Origin of the sequence: Thauera humireducens, assembly GCF_001051995.2 — a bacterium.
Taxonomy (GTDB): Bacteria; Pseudomonadota; Gammaproteobacteria; order Burkholderiales; family Rhodocyclaceae; genus Thauera; species Thauera humireducens.
On sequence record NZ_CP014646.1, the window covers coordinates 1,827,852 to 1,849,555 of the forward strand.

Sequence of the window (21,704 nt, forward strand, 5' to 3'; positions counted from 1 at the left end):
CATGGCACACGTTTCCGACCTCATCGCCACCGACATCGAGCAATACCTGAAGGCGCATGAACACAAGAGCCTGCTGCGCTTCATCACCTGCGGCAGCGTGGATGATGGCAAGAGCACGCTGATCGGGCGCCTGCTCTATGAATCGAAGATGCTGTTCGAGGACCAGCTCGCCGCGGTCGAGGCCGACTCGAAGAAGTTCGGCACCCAGGGCGACCAGATCGACTTCGCGCTGCTGGTCGATGGCCTGGCCGCCGAGCGCGAGCAGGGCATCACGATCGACGTGGCCTACCGCTTCTTCTCGACCGACAAGCGCAAGTTCATCGTCGCCGACACACCGGGCCACGAGCAGTACACCCGCAACATGGTCACCGGCGCGTCGACGGCGGATGTGGCCATCCTGATGGTCGATGCGCGCAAGGGCATCCTGACCCAGACCCGGCGCCACAGCTACCTGGTGTCGCTGCTGGGCATCCGCCACATCGTGGTGGCGATCAACAAGATGGACCTGGTCGATTACGCGGAGAAGGTCTTCCGCGACATCGTCGAGGACTACTCCGCCTTCGCGGCGCAGATCGGGCTCGACAACGTCACCTTCATCCCGCTGTCGGCCTTCAGGGGCGACAACATCACCACCCCGAGCAGCACCATGCCCTGGTACCACGGCACGACGCTGATGGGCTACCTGGAGACGGTGGAGGTCGACGACGCGCGCATGCAGCGCGCCCCCTTCCGCCTGCCGGTGCAGTGGGTCAACCGCCCGAACCTGGATTTCCGCGGCTTCGCCGGCCAGGTGGCGAGCGGCGTGATCCGCCCGGGCGATCGCATCCGCGTGCAGCCCTCGGGGCGCGAGAGCACGGTGGCGCGCATCGTCACCCACGGCGGCGACCTTGCGCAGGCGGTGGCCGGGCAGTCGATCACGCTCACGCTGGCCGACGAGATCGACATCTCGCGCGGCGACCTGATCTCGACCGTGGAGGCGCCGGCCGAGGTGGCCGACCAGTTCGAGACCACGATCGTGTGGATGCACGACGAGCCGCTGCTCGCGGGCCGGCCCTACCTGCTCAAGATCGGCGCCAAGACGGTCACGGCCACGATCACCGACATCAAGTACCAGGTGAACGTGAACACGCTCGAGCATGTGGCGGCCAAGACGCTGGAGCTGAACGCGATCGGCGTGTGCAATCTGTCGCTCGACCGGCCGATCGCCTTCGATGCCTACCAGGCCAACCGCGACACCGGCGGCTTCATCCTGATCGACCGCCTGTCGAACAACACGGTCGGCGCGGGCCTGCTGCACTTCGCGCTGCGCCGCGCACACAACATCCACCTGCAGCACGTCGATGTCGACAAGGCGGCGCGCTCGGCCCAGAAGCACCAGAAGAGCTGCGTGCTCTGGTTCACCGGCCTGTCGGGCGCGGGCAAGTCCTCGATCGCCAACCTGGTCGAGAAGAAGCTGCACGCGCTGGGCCACCACACCTACCTGCTCGACGGCGACAACGTGCGCCACGGCCTGAACAAGGACCTGGGCTTCACCGACGCCGACCGGGTGGAGAACATCCGCCGCGTGGCCGAGGTCGCGAAACTGATGGTGGACGCCGGCCTGATCGTGCTGACCGCCTTCATCTCGCCGTTCAAGTCGGAGCGGCGCATGGCGCGCAGCCTGATGGGCGACGACGAGTTCATCGAGATCTTCGTCGACACGCCGCTCGAGGTCGCCGAGCAGCGTGACGTGAAGGGCCTCTACAAGAAGGCGCGCCGCGGCGAACTGAAGAACTTCACCGGCATAGATTCGCCTTACGAGGCGCCGGAGAGCCCCGAACTGCGGCTCGCCACGCCCCAGCTCTCGCTCGACGCGGCCGCCGACGCGGTCATCGCCACGCTGCGCCTGCGCGGCGTCATCGCCGACTGAAAGCAGCGGGCCCGCACGGGCCCGCTGCCCACCATACACGAACAGGAACCACCATGCCCCAGCCATCCGACCCGAGCGCCCTGCTCGACGCCCTGCTCCCCGTCGCCCGCGCCGCCGGCGACGAGATCATGAAGATCTATGCCACCGACTTCGAGGTGCGTGGCAAGTCCGACGCCTCGCCGGTGACCGAAGCCGACGAGCGCGCCGAAGCCCTGATCCTGCCTGCACTCGCCCGCCTCACCCCGGACATCCCGATCGTCTCCGAGGAGGAGGCCGCGGCCGGGCGCATTCCCGCGGTGGGCGAGCGCTTCTGGCTGGTCGATCCGCTCGACGGCACCAAGGAGTTCATCAGCCGCAATGGCGAGTTCACCGTCAACATCGCGCTCATCGAGCGCGGCGAACCGGTACTCGGCGTCGTCTTCGCCCCTGCGCTCGACCGCCTGTTCGCCGGTGGCGCGACACTCGGCGCCCTGGTCGAGGACAAGGGCGTGCGCCGCACGATCGCCTGCCGCACGCCGCCCGCCGAAGGCCTGACCGTGGTGGCCAGTCGCTCGCACGGCGACGCCGACGCGCTGGCCGCCTTCCTCGCCGGGCGCAAGGTCGCCAGCCAGACCAACGCCGGCTCATCGCTCAAGCTGTGCCTGGTCGCAGCCGGCGAAGCCGATGTCTATCCGCGCCTCGGCCGCACCATGGAATGGGATATCGCCGCCGGCGATGCCGTGCTGCGCGCCGCGGGCGGCATCGTCCGCACCCTCGATGGCGGCGTCCTGGGATACGGCAAGGCGGATTTTGCCAATCCTCACTTCGCCGCCTGGGGCACGAGCGACGCGGTGTAACGCCACAAAAACCGAGCAAAGCTCGGTTTCCGCGACAACACCCCGAGTTCGATTTACAAGCCCTTGTTTCAACGTGCTTTATTTTTCACCTCCGGCTCGCGCAACGGCATCGAATGCGAGTAGCCAGGCCGGGGACGGCTTGCTCCAATTGACCGCGTCACGCAAAGGAACGCCCATGGCCTCCCACCATTCACCGCTTCGCCGCAGCCCCACCCAGTCCCGGGCGACCGCAACCCTGCGGGCGATCCGTGAGGCTGCGCTGCGCATCCTGAAGGAGGAAGGTCATGCGCGCCTGACCACCAACCGCATCGCCGAAGTGGCCGGGATCAGCATCGGCAGCCTCTACCAGTACTACGCCGACAAGCATGCGATTGCGGCGGACATCTGCAACGAGCTGCTGACCTCGGAACTCGACGACATCCGGCGCCTCGACCGCCAGGCGATCGCGCTCGCCGAGAACTCCCTCGACGCCACGCTCGAGTTCTTCGTCGCGGAACAGGTCGCGCGCCATCGGCGCCTGTACCTGCAGCTGCGCGACTTCTACCTCGAGATCCACTGGAAGTACGACTTCGAGGCCTACTCGCGCAAGCGTTACCCGAACAAGCCCACCACGGCCGAGTGGCTGCCGTCCGCCCTCGAGCGCCACCGCGACACCCTGCGGGTGCAGGACTTCACGCTCGCCGCGCGCATGGTCGCCAACGCGCTCGAAGGCACGATCCACGCCACCCTCGACCGCAACCCCGAGCTGATCCTGACGCAGGAATTCATCGACGAGCTGCACGTCATGCTCGTCCGTTATCTCAGGAAGATGCCCGGCGAAGGCATCCAGAACGACTAAGGAGACTCTCTTGTTCTACTACTTCGACTTCACCGTCTGGTTCAAGCTGCTGCGCCTCGTCGGCCAGGAGCAGAACACACGCCAGCGCCGCGGCCTGTACAAGCTGCTGCTGCTTCACGTACCGCTGCGCGCAACGGTGACCGCGGTGTGCTTCTTCCTCGACGGCATCCTGTTTCCCGGCCTGTGGCGCACCAAGGTGAAGACCCCGGTCTTCATCATCGGCCACGCGCGCAGCGGCACCACGCTCGCCCACCGGCTGATGGACGCCGACGCGCGTTTCTCCACCTTCAAGTACTACGAGCTGCTGCTGCCCTCGCTGCTGCAGAAGAAGCTCGTGCGCCTGGCCGCATGGATCGACGCCCACCTGCTCGGCCGCGCGCTCGAGCGCAGGCTGCAGGCCTGGGAGAAGCGCAAGTTCGGCCCCATGCAGCACATCCACAAGATGGGCCTGACGATCCCCGAGGAAGACGACCTGCTGTACTTCAACTCCTGCGCGTCGGGCTTCTGGCTGACCAAGCTCCCGTATATGAGCGAGCTCGACTTCTTCCACATCGACCAGCGCCCGGCCGCGAGCCGGCGCCGGATGATGAAGTTCTACAAGGAATGCGTGCGCCGCCAGCTCTACCTGAACGGCAGCGACCGCATCCACCTGAGCAAGAACCCCACCTATTGCGGCCGCGTCGCGTCCCTGATCGAAGCCTTTCCCGATGCGCGCTTCGTGATCCTCTACCGCAACCCGCACGAGACCATCCCCAGCCTGCTCAAGCTCCTCAACGTGGGCTGGAAGCTGCAGGGCAACCTGTCGCAGGACCGCATCCGCGAATCCAACCAGGTGATGACCGGGCTCTCCTACGAGTCCTACCTCCATCCGCTCGAGGTCCTCGAGCGCCACCCCGAGACCCCGCACGCGGTCATCGACTACCGGCGCCTGACCACCGATCCGAAGGGCACGATCGAGGACGTCTATCGCGACCTCGGGCTCGACATCAGCCCCGACTTTGCCCGCTTCCTGGAGGCCGAGGCCGCCCGAACCCGCAAGCACGAAACCGAACACCGCTACAGCCTGGCCGAATTCGGCCTCGACGACGGCGAGATCCGGGAGCGACTGGCGCCCCTGTTCGAGAAGTTCAACTGGGACGAGGACGTCCCCCCCAACCCGCAGAGCGCATCCGCGCAAGACAAGAAGGAGCTGGCCCATGCATGAGCCCAATCCCCGGCACGACGCCGTGTTCGACATCGTCAAGGCCCACGTCGAGGCGCGCGACCCGGAGACCCGCGATGCCGCCGTCCAGTTGCGCCAGGCCTGGGACGACATGATCGCGCAGCTGCAGGACGCCCGCGATGCGATCGACGACCCCAAGCTGTGGCCCCCACCCGCCACGCCGCGCAACCTCGCCGAAGGCTACCGCTACGTGCTCGGCTTCCTCTACGGCTCGATCTCGCGCTGCCTCGGACCGACGCCGGAGTTCCCCTACTTCGTGCGCGCCATCCAGCCGCTCAACCGCTCGACCATCGACAACTGCGACGCCCTCTACCTGATGGCGCCGATCGACGGCAACTACAGCTACACCATCCGCGGTCGCGCCGCCGACACCAGCGCCTGGCGCGGCGGCAAGGCGCCGGCCGGGGTGCGCAAGGCCCCGCACTACGTGATCTTCGAGACGCCCAGCGGCTACTCGGGCGAAAGCGGCAGCCTCAAGGAGATGACGCCCGGCTCGCGCATCAACTGCGCCGAGCTGGACTGCACCGAGCTGAAGGTGGAGGCAGATGGCAGCTTCGAGATCCTGCTCGCGCCCGAGAAGCCGCCCGGCTACGAGGGCAACTTCATGCTCACCCGCGCCAGCCGCACCCGCAAGCAGAAGGACGGCAGCAGCGTCACGCGCGAATACGTGAGCCAGCTGGTGATGCTGCGCGAGCTGTTCTCCGACTGGGAGAACGAGGACCTGCTCGAGCTCTTCATCTACCGCAACGACCTGCTCGGCAAGCCGATGCCGGCCTACACGCCCGAGGTCGCCGCCAGGCAGATCGCCGACATCGGCCGCTTCACCCGCAACCAGGTGCACTTCTGGAACGAGTTCTACGCGGTCGTGTGCGAGTGCTACGGCGACATGAACGGCGACGGCCAGTGCTTCATGCCGCGCAACGACTTCAACAAGCCGAACGCCGCCTCGCTCGCCACCGCGGGCGGCATGGCCACCAACGTGTATTGCGGCGGCATCTTCGAGCTGGCACCCGACGAGGCGCTGGTGGTCGAGATGCACCAGCCGGTGGAGCCGGTGTACATCGGCTTCAGCCTGGGCAACATGTGGGGCGAATCGCTGGACTTCGCCAACTACCAGAGCAGCCTCGGCGGCCTGCAGGCGCACCGCGATGCCGACAACGTCTTCCGCCTGGTGGTCTCCCATCGCGATCCGGGCATCGCCAACTGGCTCGACGCCACCGGCCACCCCGAGGGCTACATGGCGATACGCTGGGCCTACCCGGTCAAGCCCATGGACAACCTGCCCTGGGCCACGGCGAAGAAGGTGCCGCTGGCCGAAATCCACCAGCACCTGCCGGCCGACACCCGCCTGATCTCGCCCGAGGAGCGCCGGAAGCAGATTGCGATCCGGCAGGAACACGTGCAACGCCGCTACCGCCAGCACTGACAAGGAGCCCCGCATGACCCACACCCTGAAGGACAAGGTAGCGATCGTCACCGGTGCCAGCCGCGGAATCGGCGCGGCGATCGCACAACGCTTTGCGGCGGAGGGCGCGCGGGTCGTGCTCGTCGCGCGCACTGGCGAACCCGGCGGCAAGCTGCCCGGCTCGCTCGACGAGACCGCAGCGCACATCCGCGCGGCCGGCGGCGACTGCCTGTGCGTGCAGGCCGACCTGGCCAGCGCCACCGATCGCGAGCGCATCGTCGCCGAAACGCTACGTCATTACGGCGGCATCGACATCCTGGTCAACAACGCCGCCTGGGCGCGTTTCGGCGCGGGTTACGCGCAGTCGGTGGAGCGCGTCCAGCTGGCCTATGCGGTCAACCTGTTCGCGCCGCACCACCTCGCGCAACTCGCCATCCCGGCGATGAAGGCGCGCGGCGGCGGCTGGATCCTCAACCTGTCGAGCGCGACCAGCACCCGCCCCGGCCCGGCACCCTACGCCCCGAAGGACCGTGCCTACCGCTTCCACACCACCCACTCGCCCACGCTCTACGGCTCGACCAAGGCCGCGCTCGAACGCCTGAGCACCGGCATGGCGATGGAGCTTGCCGCCGACAACATCGCGGTGAACACCCTGGCCCCGGTCGAGGCCGTAGCCAGCGAAGGCGCGCTCGTCAGCGGCTCGATCGACGACCTCGCCCACATGGAGCCGGTGGAAGCCATGGCCGAAGCGGCCCTGGCCCTGTGTTCCCGTTCGCAGGCTGCGCTGTCGGGCCGGGTCGCCCTGAGCCTGCCGCTGCTGCGCGAGCTCGGCCTGCCCGTGATGCGCCTCGATGGCGCCGGCCCGCTGCCCGATTTCAAGCTTTGAACCTTGCCCAGGACTCCCCCCATGTTCGAGATCTTCGCCTCCACCCCTGAAAACCTGAACCTGGCCGACATGGGCGCCTTTGCCCGCCGCGTCGAAGCCATGGGCTACGACGGCCTCTTCGTCTCCGACGCGATCCACGATGGCCTGCTGCTCGCCTGTCAGGCGCTATCCGCGACCTCGAAACTCAAGGTCGGCACCTCGGTGCTGATCGTCTTCCCGCGCAGCCCTATGAACGTCGCGCTGGCCGCCTGGGACCTGCAGAAAATGTCGGGCGGCCGCTTCGAGCTCGGCATGGGCACGCAGATCAAGCAGAACATCGAGGATCGCTACTCGGCGCGCTGGCTGCCGCCGGCCGCCGGCATGCGCGAATACGTGGGCGCGCTGCGTGCCATCTTCCACGCCTTCCGCACCGGCGAACGGCTCGAGTACATCGGTGAGCACTACAAGTTCACCCGCCTGCAGCCCTTCTTCAACCCGGGGCCGATCGACGCGCCCGACGTGCCGCTGATGCTCGGTGCGGTCGGCCCGAAGATGCTCGAACTGGTCGGCCAGAGCGCGGATGGCATCCACACCCATCCGACCAACACCTCGGTGCGTTACCTAAAGGAAGTGATCCTGCCGCAGATCGCCGTCGGCACCGAAAAGCGCGACCCCGGACGCGCCAGGCCCTTCATCAGCGCGAGCCAGTTCGTCGCCACCGGGCCGGACGACGCCACGGTCGCCAGCGAACGCGAACGCTTCCGCGACATGCTGGCCTTCCTGTTCTCGACACCGGCGTACTGGGCAAGCCTGGAGCTGTTCGGCTGGCAGCACATCGGCGAACAACTGCTCGCGCTCACCCGCGAGGGCCGGTGGAAGGACATGCCGGACGTCTTTACCGACGAGCTGCTGGACACCTTCCTGGTGAGCGGTCGCTATGACGAACTGCCATCCGCCATGAACGCCCGTTTCGGCGGTCTGGTGGACCGCGTGACGCTGACCGTGCCGAACGATCCGGCACACGATGCCGCGGCAGCCGAGGCGATACGGGCGATACGCGCGTTCAGCGCGACGCGCTGATCATCCTGCGGACCGGCGGCCGGTGATCGGCCGCCACCGTCTCAGACGTCCGCGCCGCCCCGCAGCGGCGCGACGCTGTTCAGCATGATGCGCACGAGCTCGGTCTGACGCCGTACCCCGGTCTTGGAGAAGATCGCGCGCAGGTGGGCGCGCGCGGTGTTGCGGCGGATGCCCAGGGCCTCGGCGGTTTCCTCGAGCGATGCGCCATCGGCGAGCTTCAAGGCGACGGAGGTCTCGGTCGGGGTGAGGTTGAAAAGCTGCCGGATCGCCTCCGCATCGGCCAGCGTGCGCCCGGCGGGATCACGAACATACAGCACCGCGACCGGCCGGCCACGCACGCCCGCCCACTCGCCAGCCGGCAGCACCTCCACGACGACCCCCAGGGCGGGCTGCCCCGACGGCCGCGATATCGACAGCGCCTCGACCACAGCCGGCTGGGACGACGCATGCCTTGCGAAGGCACCGCGTATCAGGCTCTGCAGCGCCCGATTGTCGCTCGGGTAAAAGGCCTCGAGTCCGCCACCGGCCAGTTTCAGTCCGTCGCCGCTGGAAAGAATCTCCTGTGCCGTCAGGTTCTGGTCGAATACCCGGCCGCGCTCGTCGAGGACGATCGTCCCGACCGACAGGCGCCCCATCGCGCTCGAGAACGCCCCGCCGAGCGATTCCTTGCGATGCAGCAGGTTGTGCATCTGCAGCGCGCGTCGCAGGTGCGGTAGCAGCGCCTGACAGCGCGCCCGATCCTGCGGGGTGAACGCGGGCGCCGATTCGGGACGCGTGATCCGCAGCGGCATGCGCCCGGCCCCCGCGATCGAGATATCCACCGACATGACGTGGAAGACGTCGTACTGCGTGCACCAATGCTGGAGATAGGCCGAGCGACGCCACTCCGACAACTCCATCAGATCATCCACGACGTAGATCTGATCCGTCGCCAGATTCACGAACGGCGTGACGTCGCTGCGCGCGGGCTCGAAACGGGCGTTTCCGCCGTTTTCACTATCGCCGACCCAGACGATGAGACCCGGGTCCTCGATCGAGGCCTCGCGCAGGATCAGGGTCAGGAAGTTCGCTGCAAACAGGCTTCGCATCTCCTGCAATGCATCGACCCATTTCTGGCTGTCCATGATCGCTGCGTAGATGAGGCCCACGATGTGATCGTGGTGCGCAGTGTCCATGCCCGCAGCAAGAAAGACCCCGGACGGGTCATGAGCGCTCACTGCAGCACCTCGGGCTCCATCATGCGATCCGGCTTTTAGAGTCATGGAAGGAATATCCACAAGCCCCCGCAGCGCCTCATCGTCCGGATGGACGATAAGGCGGTAGTCCCCCTAAAGGATGTCATCCACCACGGCCAGGCCGACACTCGGCAGAGGTCGGCGGATGGCCGCTCGAAACTACTGAAGGGGGTCGTAAGGCATGCTCGATTTCGATAAGAGGACAATCTTGGTGACCGGTGGCGGCGCGGGTATCGGGCGAGCCACCGTCGAGAAGTTCGCCAGGCTGAAGGCGAAAGTACGGGTGATCGAGTCGGACGCAGCACGCGCTGCCGACGTCGAAGCCTGGCTCGTCAGCCAGGGCGACGGACACAAGGTCTTCCGCGGCGACGTGACGCGGGCGGACGACGTCAGGCGCGTGTTCGCCGAACTGGCTGCGACAGACGGTGCGCTCGACGTGCTGGTCAACAACGTCGGCGATTCGCTCCAGCTCGCAAAGCCCTTCGAAGACTATTCGGACGAGGATATCGACCGGCTGTACGGCGCGAACCTGCGCCACGTATTCGAGGTGACGCGCAGCGCCCTGCCTCTGCTCAAGCGTCACCGCAGCCCCACCGCAAGCATCGTCAATCTGTCGACCATCGAAGGCTTCCGTGGCGTGCCCAACCTGGCGGTGTATTCGACCTTCAAGACCGCGCTGGCCGGTTTCACCAGGAGCCTTGCCGTCGAGCTGGGCCGCCACGCCATCCGCGTCAACCAGGTCGCGCCCGAAGCCACCGAAACCGCCCAGCTGCCCCTGTCACAGTTCATCAAGGCCGAATACGCCGAACGCGTCAGCGACTGGGTGCCGCTGGGGCGCTATGGCAAGGCCGAGGAAATTGCCGACGCGGTGATCTATCTCGCCAGCGACATGGCGAGCTGGGTCAGCGGCACGACGCTGCACGTGGACGGCGGCGCCCTCGCGGCCAGCGGCTGGTACCGCACGCCTCAAGGCGGCTGGACGATCGCGCCAGTCATCGAAACCAACGGATTCAATTTCTAAGGAGACAGACCATCATGAAGACTCTGGTCGTCGGCGGCACCGGCCTTCTCGGCGGGCACGCAGCGTTGTACCTCAAGGCACAGGGATTCGACGTCACCATCGCCTCGCGGACGGCGCCCAAGGCGCCGCTGCTGGCGGCACTGCCCTTTGTCAGCATCGACTACACGCAGGCCATCGACCCATCGGTGCTGAAAGGCTTCGATGCGCTGCTCTTCTGCGCGGGGCAGGACATTCGCCACGTCGATCTCGGGCAGTCGCTGGACGAGCAATGGCACACGCGCAATACCCTCGCCATCCCGCGCTTCTTCGCTGCCGCGCGCGACGCGGGCATGCGCCGCGCAGTCCTGCTGGGCAGCTTCTATCCGCAAATGGCACCCGAGCTGATCGAGACGGTTCCCTACGTCCGCTCCCGCCACCTGTCGGATATCGGCGTACGCGCCCTGAACTCGGCCACATTCGAAGTCGTGTCGGTGAACGCACCCTTCATGGTCGGCCACGTGCCGGGCTTGCCGAACCCGATGTTCGACGCCTACGTCGCCTATGCGAAGGGGCAGATGCCCGACCTGCCGGTATTCGGTCCGAAAGGCGGCACCAACTTCATGTCGGTGCGCTCGCTGTCCGAAGCGCTGCACCAGGCGCTGGTCAAGGGCACGCCGGGCAAGGCCTATCTGGTCGGCGACGAGAACCTGAGCTTCGCCAAGTACTTCAGCCTGTTCTTCGAGGCCGTCGGCAATCCGCAGCCGGTCCCCGAGCTGGACCAGGAGCACCCGCTCCTGCCCGACGTCGCCATCTACACCGGACGCGGCAACTACGCCCGCTACGAGCCCGACATGTCCCTCGCCTACCGTCGCAATGACGTGGAAGCGGCGGTGCGTGCGCTGGTCGGGCAAGACCGCTAAGTACCAAAGGGCATCCGTGGCGCGCTGGGCGAGCGCCACGGATGCCCGAGCGGTTTTTCGGGGGCAAGGCCGTCAGCGCGGCGTCACGGCACAGTAAAGCGGAGCACCTGCCTCAGGATTCGCCTTCGCGACGCATCGCCTGCAGCGTTACCGCCGAGAAGAGCTCGATCCGTTTCCGGCCGGCCTCGACGGCAGTCAGCGGCTCACACGCTTCGAGCGTGGCCAGGCTGACACGGGCCAGGGTCTGATAGCAGCTCGTGCCGTTCCGCTTCCAGTCGACCTCGTCGGCCCCCAGCGGCCGGATGACGCGAGCCGGCAGGCCCGCCACCAGACTCTGCGGCGGCACCTGCATGCCGCTCTTCACGAATGCGCAGGCGGCAACGATGCTGGACTCGCCGATGAGCGCGCCGTCCATGATCACCGCATTCATGCCGATCAGCGCATTCCGACCGATGCGGCAGCCGTGCAGGACCGCGCCGTGCCCCACGTGCCCGTCTTCCTCGACCACCGTGTCGGAGCCGGGGAAGCCGTGCATCACGCAGGTGTCCTGCACGTTCGAACCCGGCTCCAGAACGATGCGTCCGAAATCGCCGCGCAGGCAGGCCAGCGGGGCAACGTAGCAGCCTGCGCCGACGATCACATCGCCGATCAGCACCGCATCCGGATGCACGAACGCATCCGGCGACACCACCGGCCGCAGGCCGGCAAACGCGTAGCAGGTCATCACATCACTCCATGGAAGCTGTCCGCGGTCGCATCCGCACGGCAAACGCAACGGCCAGGGCAAAGCTCAGCGCCAACAGCAGGAAGGCCTCGACGTAGGCCACGAAGACGCCATCGGCAAGCGCGCCATGCACGGTCGTGCGCCATTCCACGAACACCGCGACGACCGCGACGCCGAGCACACCCCCCAGTTGCCGGGTGTAGTTGCTGACCATCGACGCCTGCCCCAGACGCGCGGGGACGACATGCGCCATGGTGGCCACCATCAGCGCCGGCACCGTCAGCCCGAGCCCGAGCCGACCGACCAGGCTGAAGCCGATCACTTCAGCGTAGCTGATCTCTCCCCCTCGCCACGCGAACAGCACGAAGGACACCCCGAACAACACCAGCCCCCACACCGTGATCCAGCGCGGCGAATAGCGGTCGGTCAGCACGCCGGCCAGCGGAATGACGACGGCGAGCAGCATGCCCGATGGCAGCAGGGCCAGCCCGGCATGCGTGGCGTCGTAGCCGAGCGCACTCTGCAGGAAGACGGGAATCAGATACGTCGATGCATACAGGCCGAAGCCGTACACCACGGTCACCAACCCTGCCATCGCGAAGCTGCGCTCGGCGAAGATGTCCAGCGACACGATGGGCGCAGCCGCGCGCCGGGCATGGCGCACGAAGGCCACCACGCACACCATCGAGAGGACCAGCACGAGCGAGGTCCGGGGTGCGAACAGGCCGGACCCGCGCAGGCTGGCGATGAAGTCGATCGCCAGCAGCGAGGCCGCGCACAGGATGCCCACGCCCTGCCAGTCGAAGGGCTGGCGCCGCGCGGCTTCGTGGCGCGGCAGCAGGTACAGGCCGAGGATGCCGGCGATGACGCAGAACGGCAGGCTCATCAGGAAGATCGACGGCCAGCCGAACCGGTCGAGCAGGACGCCCGCCAGCGCGGGCGCGACTGCCGGCGCCAGCACGATGCCGAAGCCCAGCAGCCCATGCGCCCGCCCCTGGCTGCCGGGTGAAAACAGGCGCATCACCGCGAGCATCGGCAGCGGTTGCAGCAGTCCCGCCGCCACACCTTGCACGGTGCGCATGGCGACGACAAAGCTGAAGCTGTCGCCCAGCGCCCCGGCGACACTGCTGACGCCCAGCAAGAGGTTGGCGCCGAGGAAGAGCCGCCGGAAACCGATCCGGTCAAGCAGCCACGGCGTGGGCAGCATGGCGACGGTGAGCGCGGCCATGAAGCCGGTGATCGCCCACTGCACCTGGTGCTGGCCCAGCCCGTAATAGGCCCCGAGGGCCGGAACGGCCACGTTGAAGCTGGTGGTCGCCAGCACGGCGGCGATGGTGCCCAGCCCGACCACGGTCAGCGCAAGCCACTTGAAGGCCTCGCCGTGGCGGGCGATCAACTCGTCGCGTGTCCGGACCGGCGGAAGGCAGCGCATCGCGCTTCGTCGCCTCAGCCGGCCGAGGGCTGCCAGGACACGCCGTTGATGTGCGAGCCGCCGTCGAGGAACACCGTGTTGCCGGTCATGTAGCCGCCGGCATCGCTGCAGATGAAGGCGATGATGCTGCCGATGTCCTGTTCGGGTTCCCCCATGCGGCCCATCGGGTTCTGCCTGAGCAGCTGCGCGGCATTCTCCGGCGACGCGGCGGCGAAACGCTCGTAGGCCGGGGTGCGCGCGCCCGGGCAGACCGCATTGACGGTGATGCCGTGCGCCGCCCATTCGCGCGCCGCGCTGCGGGTGAGACAGCGCAGCGCTTCCTTGCTGACGTTGTAGTCGGCCGTGTACATGTGCGCATTGACGCCATTGAGCGAGCACATGTTGATGATGCGGCCCCAGCGCTGCGCCTTCATGTGCGGGAAGGCGCGCTGCATCGCGGCCAGCGGCGCATAGAAGCTGCCCTGCAGCGCGCGCGCGAAATCGCCCGCTGCCTTGGTCTCGAGCGGCCCCGGCAGGTTGCCCAGGTAGGCGTTGTTGATGAGGATGTGGAGCGCGCCGAAGCGCTCGGCCACCGCATCCACCAGCGCCTCCACGCTCGCGCTGTCGGCGATGTCGCAGCCGATCGCCACCGCCTCGGCGCCACGCGACTGCGCGATGGCGACGGTCTCGGCGGCGGTTTCCGCGTTGATGTCGGACACCACCACCCGGGCGCCCTGCTGCGCCAGCTGCAGGGCCACGCCGCGACCGATGCCCTGGCCGGCGCCCGTGACGACGGCAACCTTACCCGCGAGAACGCCGTTGCCCGTCGCCGTCATCGCTCAGGCCTCCGCCGTGCTCAGGTCGCCGTAGCGCTGCACGTGGAAATCGCCATCGCCGAGGCTGGCCTGCGCGACGCGGATGCGCTTGAGGTAGAGGCCGACGTCGAGCTCGTCGGTGACGCCCATACCGCCGTGCAGCTGCACCGCCTCGCGGCTGATGCGGTGGGCGGCGTCACCGGCCTTCCACTTGGCGAGGCTGGCCATGCGCGCGCGCGTCGCGGCATCGAGCGTCGGGTCGTCCATCGCCGCCAGGCCGGCCATCACCGTGCTGCGTGCGAGCTGCAGGTGCGCGTAGCACCACGCGGCGCGGTGCTGCAGGGCCTGGAAGCTGCCGATCGGCACGTCGAACTGCACGCGCGTCTTCAGGTACTCGATGGTGGTGTCGAACAGGCTTTGCGTGGCGCCCAGCAGCTCGGCCGCCAGGCACACGCGGCCGCGATCGAGCGCCGCGTCGAGCGCGGCGAAGCCCTCGCCCTCCGCGCCCAGCCGCGCCGCGGCGCCGACGCGCACCTCGTTCAGCACCAGCGTGGCGTGGTTGCGCGAATCGAGCGTCTTCATCGGCGACACCTGCACGCCGGCCGCGTCCGCGGCGACGATGAACAGGCTGATGCCGCCCTGCTCGCCCGGCTGGCCGCCGGTGCGCGCGGCGACGATGAAGGCATCCGCGCCCAAGCCGTCGGCGACGAAGGCCTTGGTGCCGGTGAGCACGTAGCCGTCACCCGCACGCGTGGCGCGCAGCGCGACCGCGGCGGGGTCGTGGCGCGGCGTTTCGTCCACCGCCAGCGCGACGCGCTTGTCGCCGCCGATCAGCGCCGCCATCCACGCCGCCTGCTGCGCTTCGGAGCCAGCGAGCTCGATCACCGCGCCGCCGAGCACGACGCTCGACAGCAGCGGCGAGGCCGACAGGTTGCGGCCGATCTGCTCGAACACCGCGCCCAGGCCCTTGCAGCCGAACTCAAGGCCACCGAGCGCTTCGGGGAAGGGAATCGCGCTCCAGCCCATGTCGACCATCTCGCGCCACAGCGCGGCGTCGAAACCCTCGGCCGCCCCCTCATCGCGCAGCTTGCGCTGGGCGGTGACCGGGCTCTTCGCCATCAGGAACTCGGCGGCGGTATCGGCCAGCAGTTGCTGCTCTTCGGAATAAACCAGACTCATGACAGGCTGCTCCTCACTTGCCCTGCTTGCCGCTGTTGCCCTCGGGCAACTCCAGCACCCGCTTGGCGATCACGTTCAACTGCACCTCGGACGAGCCGCCGGCGATGGTCTGCGCGAAGCTGCCCAGCCACGCCTTGGTGAGCGCCAGCTCCTGCGGCTCGAAGGCGTCGCCTTCCCAGCCCAGCGCGCGGTGGCCGAGCACGTCGACCAGCACCTCGAACTTGTCCTTCTCCTGCTCGGAGTGCACCAGCTTCATGATCGACATCAGCCCGGACACGTTCCTGCGCGCGCGCGCCTCCTCACCCATGCGCTGAGCGGTGAGGCTGTAGGCCATTTCGTCCATCGCCATCGCGTAGGCGCGCTGGCGCAGCGCGACGTCGGCCGGCGAGGACGCCGCCTGCGCCGGCAGGTACGTGCCGGCGATCGACAGCAGGTCGAAGTGGGTCGGCAGGCTGAACTCGCCGAACTTCGACATCGCCCTGCGCTCGTGCTGCAGCAGCGCCTTGGCCAGGGTCCAGCCGCCATTGAGCGGGCCGATCAGCTGGCGCTTGGGCACCTTCACGTTGTCGAAGAAGACCTGGCAGAACGACGACTTGCCGCTGATGAGGTCGATCGGCCGCGCCTCGATGCCCGGCGAGCTCATGTCCACCACGAGCAGGCTGATGCCCTGCTGCTTGGGCACGTCGGGGTTGGTGCGCACCAGCATGTACATCCAGTCGGACTTGTCGCCGTAGGAGGTCCAGATCTTGGTGCCATTGACCACGAAGTGATCCCCGGCATCGACGGCGCTGGTCTTGAGGCTGGCGAGGTCGGAACCGGCGTTGGGCTCGGAGAAGCCCTGACACCAGCGGATCTCGCCGCGCGCCATCGGCGGCAGCAGCTCGCGCTTCTGCTCTTCGCTGCCGAACTCGAGGATCACCGGGCCCAGCATCCAGATGCCGAGGTTGATCTGCGGCGGGCGGCAGCGCAGGCGGCGCAGCTCGGACTCGAGCACCGCGTTCTGCTCCGGTGTCAGCCCGCCGCCGCCGTACTCGGCCGGCCAGTCGGGGCAGAACCAGCCCTTGTCGCGCATGCGCTCGAACCACAGGCGCTGGTCCTCGGTCTTGAACTCGACCGTGCGCCCGCCCCACACCAGCTCGCCATCAGGCATCCCGGTGCGCATCGAGGCCGGGCAGTTGGCCTCGAGCCAGGCGCGGGTCTCGCGGCGGAAATCTTCGAGGGTGCTCATTTCCTGTTCCTGTCGTGGTTCAGCGCGAACGCGGCATGCCAAGGCCGAACTGTGCCACCAGTTCGCGCTGGATCTCGTTGGTACCGCCGCCGAAGGTCAGCGTGACCGAGGCGCGCACCTCGTATTCCAGCTCGCCGAGCAGGGCCGCGGCCGCCGACCCTTCGCACACCAGGCCGCTGGCGCCGACGATCTCGGACAGCTTGCGCAGGATATCGACCGCGGACTCCGAACCGTACACCTTGGTCGCCGACGCCAGCGCCACGTCCATGTGGCCGCGCTCGAGGTCGGCGGCGATGCGGAAGTTGATCAGCCGCATGGCCTCGATCTTCGCGTAGCACTCGGCCAGCAGGCTGCGCACCCAGGCGGCATCGACCGCGCGGCGGCCGTTCTCGTCCTGGGCCTTGGCCCACAGCAGCACGCGGCGATACAGCGCGACGACCTTGTCCGACCAGGAGCCTAGGCCCAGGCGCTCGTGGTTGAGCTGGGCGGTGATGAGCTTCCAGCCACCGTTGAGCTCGCCCACCAGCATCTCCTTCGGCACCTTCACGTTGTCGTAGTAGGTGGCGGCAGTGGGGTTGCTGCAGGTGGGGATGACGGTGTGCGAGAAGCCTTCCGCCCGGGTGTCCAGGATCAGGATGGACACGCCCTTGTGGCGCGGCAGGTTGGGATCGGTGCGCGCGGCGAGCCAGACGAAGTCGGCGGCCTCGGCGCCCGAGGTCCACAGCTTGTTGCCGTTAACCACGAAGTGGTCGCCTTCAAGCCGCGCACTGGTCTTGAGCGTGGCGAGGTCGGAGCCCGCCTCCGGCTCGGAATAGCCGATGGCGAACATGATCTCGCCGGCGGCGATGCCGGGCAGGAACTTCTTCTTCTGCAGCTCGGTGCCCGCCTCCATCAGCGCCGGGCCGACCGTGCTGATGGTGACGAAGGGCAGCGGCGCACCGGCGATGTTGGCTTCCTCGAAGAAGATCAGCTGCTCGGTGGCGGCATAGCCCTGGCCGCCGTGTTCCTTGGGCCAGCCCACCGCCAGCCAACCGTCCGCGCCCATCTTGCGGATGGTGTTGCGGTACAGCTCGCCGCCTTCCTTGCCGCGCAGCTCGCTGCGCAGCTCGGGGGTCATCAGGGTCTGGAAGTAGTCGCGCACCTTCAGGCGCAGCGCGTGTTGTTCCGGGGTCAGATCGACGAACATCGTTCGTTCTCCTTCGCTCAGGCGACGCCGAGGATGAGGCCGCTGGTCGGCACGCCGGTGCCGGCGGTGACCAGCACGTTTTCGACATCGGCCACCTGGTTGGCGGCCGTGCCGCGCACCTGGCGCACCGCCTCGGCGACGCCGTTCATGCCGTGGATGTAGGCCTCGCCCAGCTGGCCACCGTGGGTGTTGATCGGCAGCTTGCCGCCGCGGGCGTGCTCGCCGGCACGGATGAAGTCCTTGGCCTCGCCGCGCTTGCAGAAGCCGAACTCTTCCAGCTGCGGCAGTACGAAGGGGGTGAAGTGGTCGTAGATCACCGCGGTCTGGAAGGCGTCGGGGCCGAGGCCGGACTGGGCGTAGAGCTCCTTCGCCACCACGCCCATCTCCGGCAGGCCGGTGATGTCGTCGCGGTAGTAGGAGGTCATGCTCTGCTGACCTTCGGTGATGCCCTGCGAGCCGGCCTTGATGATGACCGGCTTCTGCTTGAGGTCGCGGGCGCGCTCGGCCGAGGTGATGACCATCGCCACCGCGCCGTCGGACTCCTGGCAGCAGTCGAGCAGGCGCAGCGGTTCGGCGATCCACTTCGAGGCCTGGTGCTCTGCCAGCGTGATCGGCTTGCCGTAGAAGAAGGCCGCCGGGTTGGTGGCGGCGAAGTCGCGCACGGCGACCGACACGCGGCCGAAGTCCTCGCTGGTGGCGCCGTATTCGTGCATGTAACGCTGGGCGAACATGCCCACCCAGGCCGCCGGAGTGTGAAAGCCGTAGGGCATGTACCAGCCGTAGTTTACGTTCTCGAAAATCGGCGTGTCGCCAAAGCCATAGGTGCCGGTGCCGAAGCGATACCACGAACGCTCGTTCATGGCGCGGAACACCACCACCACCTTGGCCAGCCCGGTGGCCACCGCCATCGCCGCGTGCACCACCGGAGCGCAAGCGGCGCCGCCGCCGTGCGGGATCTGGGAGAAGAACTTGACGTTCTTGCAGCCGAGCAGGCGCGCGATCTCGTAGTCGGGCACCTTGTCCATGGTGTAGGACGAGAAGCCTTCGACCTCGGACGGGTCGATGCCGGCGTCGGCCAGCGCGGCCAGGGTGGATTCCATCGCCAGGCGCAGCTCGGTGCGGCCGGAGTTCTTGGAGAATTCGGTCGCGCCCAGGCCAACGATGGCAGCGCGGCCGGAAAGGGACATATCCGTCATGAGTTCGGTTCTCCGCATGTCAGGGCAGCACCAGCGTGGCCGTGCCGGTCACGTGGCTGCCCATCGAGTTCTTGCCCTTGAGCGCGACTTCCACCTCGCGGCTGGCCGCGTCGGTGCGGACGACCTCGCCGCTGAAGGTCATGGTGTCGCCCGGGTAGTTGGGCGCGCCGAGCTTGATCTTGAGATCCTTGAAGCGCGCCGCCGGACCGGCCCAGCCTTCGACGAAGCGCTGGGAGAGGCCGCTGGTGGTGAGGATGTTCATGAACACGTGCGGCGAGCCGAGCTGCTGTGCGGCTTCCATGTCGTGGTGGCCGGGGAAGTAGTCGCGGGTGGCGATCGCCGCCGAGGCGATCAGCGTCGTCGTGATCGGGATCGCCAGCTCCGGCAGCGCCTCGCCGGGGCGCACGTCGTCAAAGCGCTTGCTGTTCTTCGAGGTCATATTTCCATCCCAGCTTGTCGTTGTTGGCGAGCCAGTCGCCGAGTCGTTCGAGCGTGGCGGCGCTGCCGCCCAGGGTGATGCCGATCGCGCGGCTCCAGTAGAGGTAGCGGTGGATCGGATAGGTCAGATCGACGCCGATGCCGCCATGCACGTGCTGAGCCTTGTGGCCTACGAGGTGGCCGCATTCGTTGGCGAGGTACTTGACCGCCAGCGCCTCGGACGGCGACGGCAGGCCGGCGTCCAGGCGATACACGAGCTGCCACAGCGCGGAGCGCAGCGCCTCGATCGCGATGTGGGCGTCGGCCATGCTCATCTGCACCGCCTGGAAGGTGGCGATGGCGCGGTCGAACTGGCGACGGTCGTTGATGTACGCAACCGTGCGGCGCACCTGCTCGGTGCTCACGCCCAGTTGCAGCGCGGCCAGCGCGGCGATGGCGCGCTGCTCCAGCCAGGACAGCGCCGCCTCGGGCAGCACTGCGTCCGCAGGCAGGCGGTGGGCCTTGAAGCCCAGGTCGGCCACCGCCTCGCGGTGGGTGAACACACCCGCGACCTTGTCGATGCCGGCGGCGCGCAGATCCACCGACACCAGCCGGGGGCCGTCGTCAGTGTCGGCCAGCAGCAAGGCGCGGCACACCTCGGCACCCAGCGCCACGGCGGCCACCTTGCCGTCGAGCACCCAGCCGTCGCCGTCGCGGCGCGCCTTGAGCGCAACGCCATGGGCCGATGCCGCGGCATCGAGCGACAGCGTGATCAGCAGCTTGCCTTCGGCTGCGGCGGCAGCGATCCCGGCGCCGCTGTCACCACCGAAGCGCGCCAGCGTGGCAGCGCCAAGCTGGTGGCGCCACAGCGGCACATGGCCGAGGCCGCGCCCCTGGGCTTCGAGCACCAGCATCAGCTCGGTCATGCCCAGGCCGCTACCGCCCGCGTCTTCCGGAATCGCCAGCGCATGCAGGCCGGTCTCGACGCACTGCTTCCACAGGTCGGCCATGAAGGGCTCGCCCGCGGTGTCGAAGGCGCGCAGGCGGTCGTCGGTGCACAGGTCGCCGAACAGGCTGCCCGCCATGTCGGCGATGGCGCGCTGATCGTCAGTCAGTTGGAAATCCATGTTCGTCTCCTCAGGCCGCAACCGGCCGGAACATCGGCAGGGTCAGTTCGCCGTCGTCGAAGGACTGGAACTCGACCTGCACGCGCTGACCGATCTGGATCTCGTCACGCTTGACGCCCACCAGGCCAGCGATCAGGCGCACGCCCTCGTCGAGTTCGATGAGGCCGATCGGGTTGGGATGCTCGAACGGCGGCACCTCGGGGTAGTGCATGACGACGAAGGAATAGATGCTGCCCTTGCCCGATGCCTCGACCGTGTCCCAGTCGAAGGAATGGCACTTGATGCACACCGGCGCCGGCGGATGGCGCAGCGTGCTGCAGCAGGTGCAGCGCTGGATCAGCAGCTTGCCGGCTTCGGCGCCTTCCCAGAAGAAGCGGGTGTCGTCGCTGACGCCCGGCTTGGGACGCTTGAACTTGGGCACCGCGGGTGCCGCACCCTTCTCCACCGGCTTGGGCACGTTGGCGGGACGGAACTTGAACACGCGGAACAGCAGCTGGCCGACCTTCTCGTCACCCTCGGGCTTCTGCGAGAAGAAGCTCATGATCAGCGTGACGAAGTAGCCCGTGCCGAGCGCGGTGGTCTTCTCCTCGCCGATCGCATCCAGGCGGGTGGTGTAGTAGAGCTTCTCGCCCAGCTTCACGTAGCGCTCGAAGTGGAGGTCGGAATTCACCGCCACCACCGAAGGCAAGCCATGCGCCTCCATGGTCTTGAGCACTTCGTAAGGGTTCTCGTCGGTCGATCCCGGCGCGTAGTTGTTCATGTGCAGGCCTTCGAGACACCAGGCCTGCAGCATCGCCGGCGGCGCCACGATGCCACCGAACTCCGTGGTCGCGGCATAATCCGCGTCGGTGTAGAGCGGGTTGTCGACGCCCATCACCTCGCACCACTGCCGGATCATCGGCGCGTTGACCTCGTCCCAGGCGTAGACGCGACCGTACTCGCGACCCACCTTGGCACGCACTTCGGACATCCATTCCTGTTCAGCCAAGTTCGTCTCCTGCGGTTGTGTGAGGCGCCGTCTTCAAGCTGCCGCCCCTGCTGGACCCTGCTGCGAGCGGCACCACCATATTGGCGGCACACCCTTTTCGCAGCGCTTGCAGCGAGTCTAAGA

General features: G+C 67.7%; 20 protein-coding genes. 9 read left to right on the forward strand and 11 right to left on the reverse strand.

Annotated elements, in window-relative coordinates; genetic code table 11:
• Position 1 precedes the first annotated feature (1 nt).
• From cysN to AC731_RS08705, 7 genes are all read left to right on the forward strand, one after another.
• Positions 2-1,909: a sulfate adenylyltransferase subunit CysN gene (gene cysN, locus AC731_RS08675; RefSeq protein WP_062450089.1), complete on the forward strand. Its 1,908-nt coding sequence runs from the start codon at positions 2-4 to the stop codon at positions 1,907-1,909.
• A 53-nt stretch (positions 1,910-1,962) separates the two neighbouring features.
• A complete protein-coding gene (gene cysQ / locus AC731_RS08680; RefSeq protein WP_048705230.1) occupies positions 1,963-2,745 on the forward strand; it encodes a 3'(2'),5'-bisphosphate nucleotidase CysQ in 783 nt (260 codons plus the stop codon).
• Between the two features lie 175 nt (positions 2,746-2,920).
• Positions 2,921-3,583, forward strand: coding sequence for a TetR/AcrR family transcriptional regulator (locus tag AC731_RS08685; protein WP_048705232.1), 663 nt, complete (start codon positions 2,921-2,923; stop codon positions 3,581-3,583).
• A 10-nt stretch (positions 3,584-3,593) separates the two neighbouring features.
• Complete coding sequence (locus AC731_RS08690) at positions 3,594-4,787, forward strand: sulfotransferase family protein (RefSeq protein ID WP_048705234.1); 1,194 nt, start codon at positions 3,594-3,596, stop codon at positions 4,785-4,787.
• On the forward strand, positions 4,780-6,231 hold the full coding sequence (locus AC731_RS08695; protein WP_048705237.1) for a UBA domain-containing protein: 1,452 nt from the start codon (positions 4,780-4,782) through the stop codon (positions 6,229-6,231). Before AC731_RS08690 ends, AC731_RS08695 begins: the two co-directional genes overlap by 8 nt.
• A gap of 13 nt (positions 6,232-6,244) precedes the next feature.
• Positions 6,245-7,096, forward strand: a complete 852-nt coding sequence (locus AC731_RS08700) for an SDR family NAD(P)-dependent oxidoreductase (RefSeq protein WP_048705239.1) — start codon at positions 6,245-6,247, stop codon at positions 7,094-7,096.
• 21 nt (positions 7,097-7,117) lie between these two features.
• Positions 7,118-8,155, forward strand: coding sequence for a TIGR03617 family F420-dependent LLM class oxidoreductase (locus tag AC731_RS08705; RefSeq protein WP_048705242.1), 1,038 nt, complete (start codon positions 7,118-7,120; stop codon positions 8,153-8,155).
• Positions 8,156-8,196: 41 nt separating this feature from the next.
• Here AC731_RS08705 and AC731_RS08710 read toward each other — a convergent pair whose 3' ends face one another.
• Positions 8,197-9,372: a helix-turn-helix transcriptional regulator gene (locus AC731_RS08710; protein ID WP_048705244.1), complete on the reverse strand. Its 1,176-nt coding sequence runs from the start codon at positions 9,370-9,372 to the stop codon at positions 8,197-8,199.
• 199 nt (positions 9,373-9,571) lie between these two features.
• Between AC731_RS08710 and AC731_RS08715 the strand changes: the two genes are divergently transcribed.
• Positions 9,572-10,411 carry an SDR family NAD(P)-dependent oxidoreductase gene (locus AC731_RS08715; protein ID WP_048705247.1) on the forward strand — a complete coding sequence of 280 codons (840 nt, stop codon included), beginning with the start codon at positions 9,572-9,574 and terminating at the stop codon, positions 10,409-10,411.
• Between the two features lie 14 nt (positions 10,412-10,425).
• Positions 10,426-11,310, forward strand: a complete 885-nt coding sequence (locus AC731_RS08720) for an NAD-dependent epimerase/dehydratase family protein (protein ID WP_048705249.1) — start codon at positions 10,426-10,428, stop codon at positions 11,308-11,310.
• A 112-nt stretch (positions 11,311-11,422) separates the two neighbouring features.
• On the opposite strand, the gene paaY is transcribed toward AC731_RS08720, so the two are convergent.
• Genes paaY through AC731_RS08770 form a run of 10 tightly spaced genes read right to left on the reverse strand, consistent with a single transcriptional unit; the run spans position 11,423 to position 21,581 of the window.
• Positions 11,423-12,034 (reverse strand): phenylacetic acid degradation protein PaaY, encoded by a 612-nt coding sequence (gene paaY / locus AC731_RS08725; protein WP_048705252.1) that lies wholly within the window; start codon positions 12,032-12,034, stop codon positions 11,423-11,425.
• Positions 12,035-12,038: 4 nt separating this feature from the next.
• On the reverse strand, positions 12,039-13,466 hold the full coding sequence (locus tag AC731_RS08730) for a DHA2 family efflux MFS transporter permease subunit (RefSeq protein WP_048705255.1): 1,428 nt from the start codon (positions 13,464-13,466) through the stop codon (positions 12,039-12,041).
• A gap of 14 nt (positions 13,467-13,480) precedes the next feature.
• Complete coding sequence (locus tag AC731_RS08735; RefSeq protein ID WP_048705257.1) at positions 13,481-14,281, reverse strand: SDR family NAD(P)-dependent oxidoreductase; 801 nt, start codon at positions 14,279-14,281, stop codon at positions 13,481-13,483.
• Between the two features lie 3 nt (positions 14,282-14,284).
• Positions 14,285-15,439, reverse strand: a complete 1,155-nt coding sequence (locus AC731_RS08740; protein ID WP_048705260.1) for an acyl-CoA dehydrogenase family protein — start codon at positions 15,437-15,439, stop codon at positions 14,285-14,287.
• A 13-nt stretch (positions 15,440-15,452) separates the two neighbouring features.
• Positions 15,453-16,667: an acyl-CoA dehydrogenase family protein gene (locus AC731_RS08745; protein ID WP_048705263.1), complete on the reverse strand. Its 1,215-nt coding sequence runs from the start codon at positions 16,665-16,667 to the stop codon at positions 15,453-15,455.
• Positions 16,668-16,686: 19 nt separating this feature from the next.
• Positions 16,687-17,853 (reverse strand): acyl-CoA dehydrogenase family protein, encoded by a 1,167-nt coding sequence (locus AC731_RS08750; RefSeq protein WP_048705265.1) that lies wholly within the window; start codon positions 17,851-17,853, stop codon positions 16,687-16,689.
• Between the two features lie 17 nt (positions 17,854-17,870).
• A complete protein-coding gene (locus tag AC731_RS08755) occupies positions 17,871-19,049 on the reverse strand; it encodes a lipid-transfer protein (RefSeq protein WP_048705268.1) in 1,179 nt (392 codons plus the stop codon).
• A 19-nt stretch (positions 19,050-19,068) separates the two neighbouring features.
• Positions 19,069-19,488, reverse strand: coding sequence for a MaoC family dehydratase (locus tag AC731_RS08760; RefSeq protein WP_048705271.1), 420 nt, complete (start codon positions 19,486-19,488; stop codon positions 19,069-19,071).
• Positions 19,460-20,593, reverse strand: a complete 1,134-nt coding sequence (locus tag AC731_RS08765; RefSeq protein ID WP_048705274.1) for an acyl-CoA dehydrogenase family protein — start codon at positions 20,591-20,593, stop codon at positions 19,460-19,462. The genes AC731_RS08760 and AC731_RS08765 overlap by 29 nt, the downstream gene beginning before the upstream one ends.
• A 10-nt stretch (positions 20,594-20,603) precedes the next feature.
• The gene (locus AC731_RS08770) at positions 20,604-21,581 is read right to left on the reverse strand and encodes an OB-fold domain-containing protein (RefSeq protein WP_048705277.1); all 978 of its coding nucleotides are present in this window, start codon (positions 21,579-21,581) and stop codon (positions 20,604-20,606) included.
• Positions 21,582-21,704 lie beyond the last annotated feature (123 nt).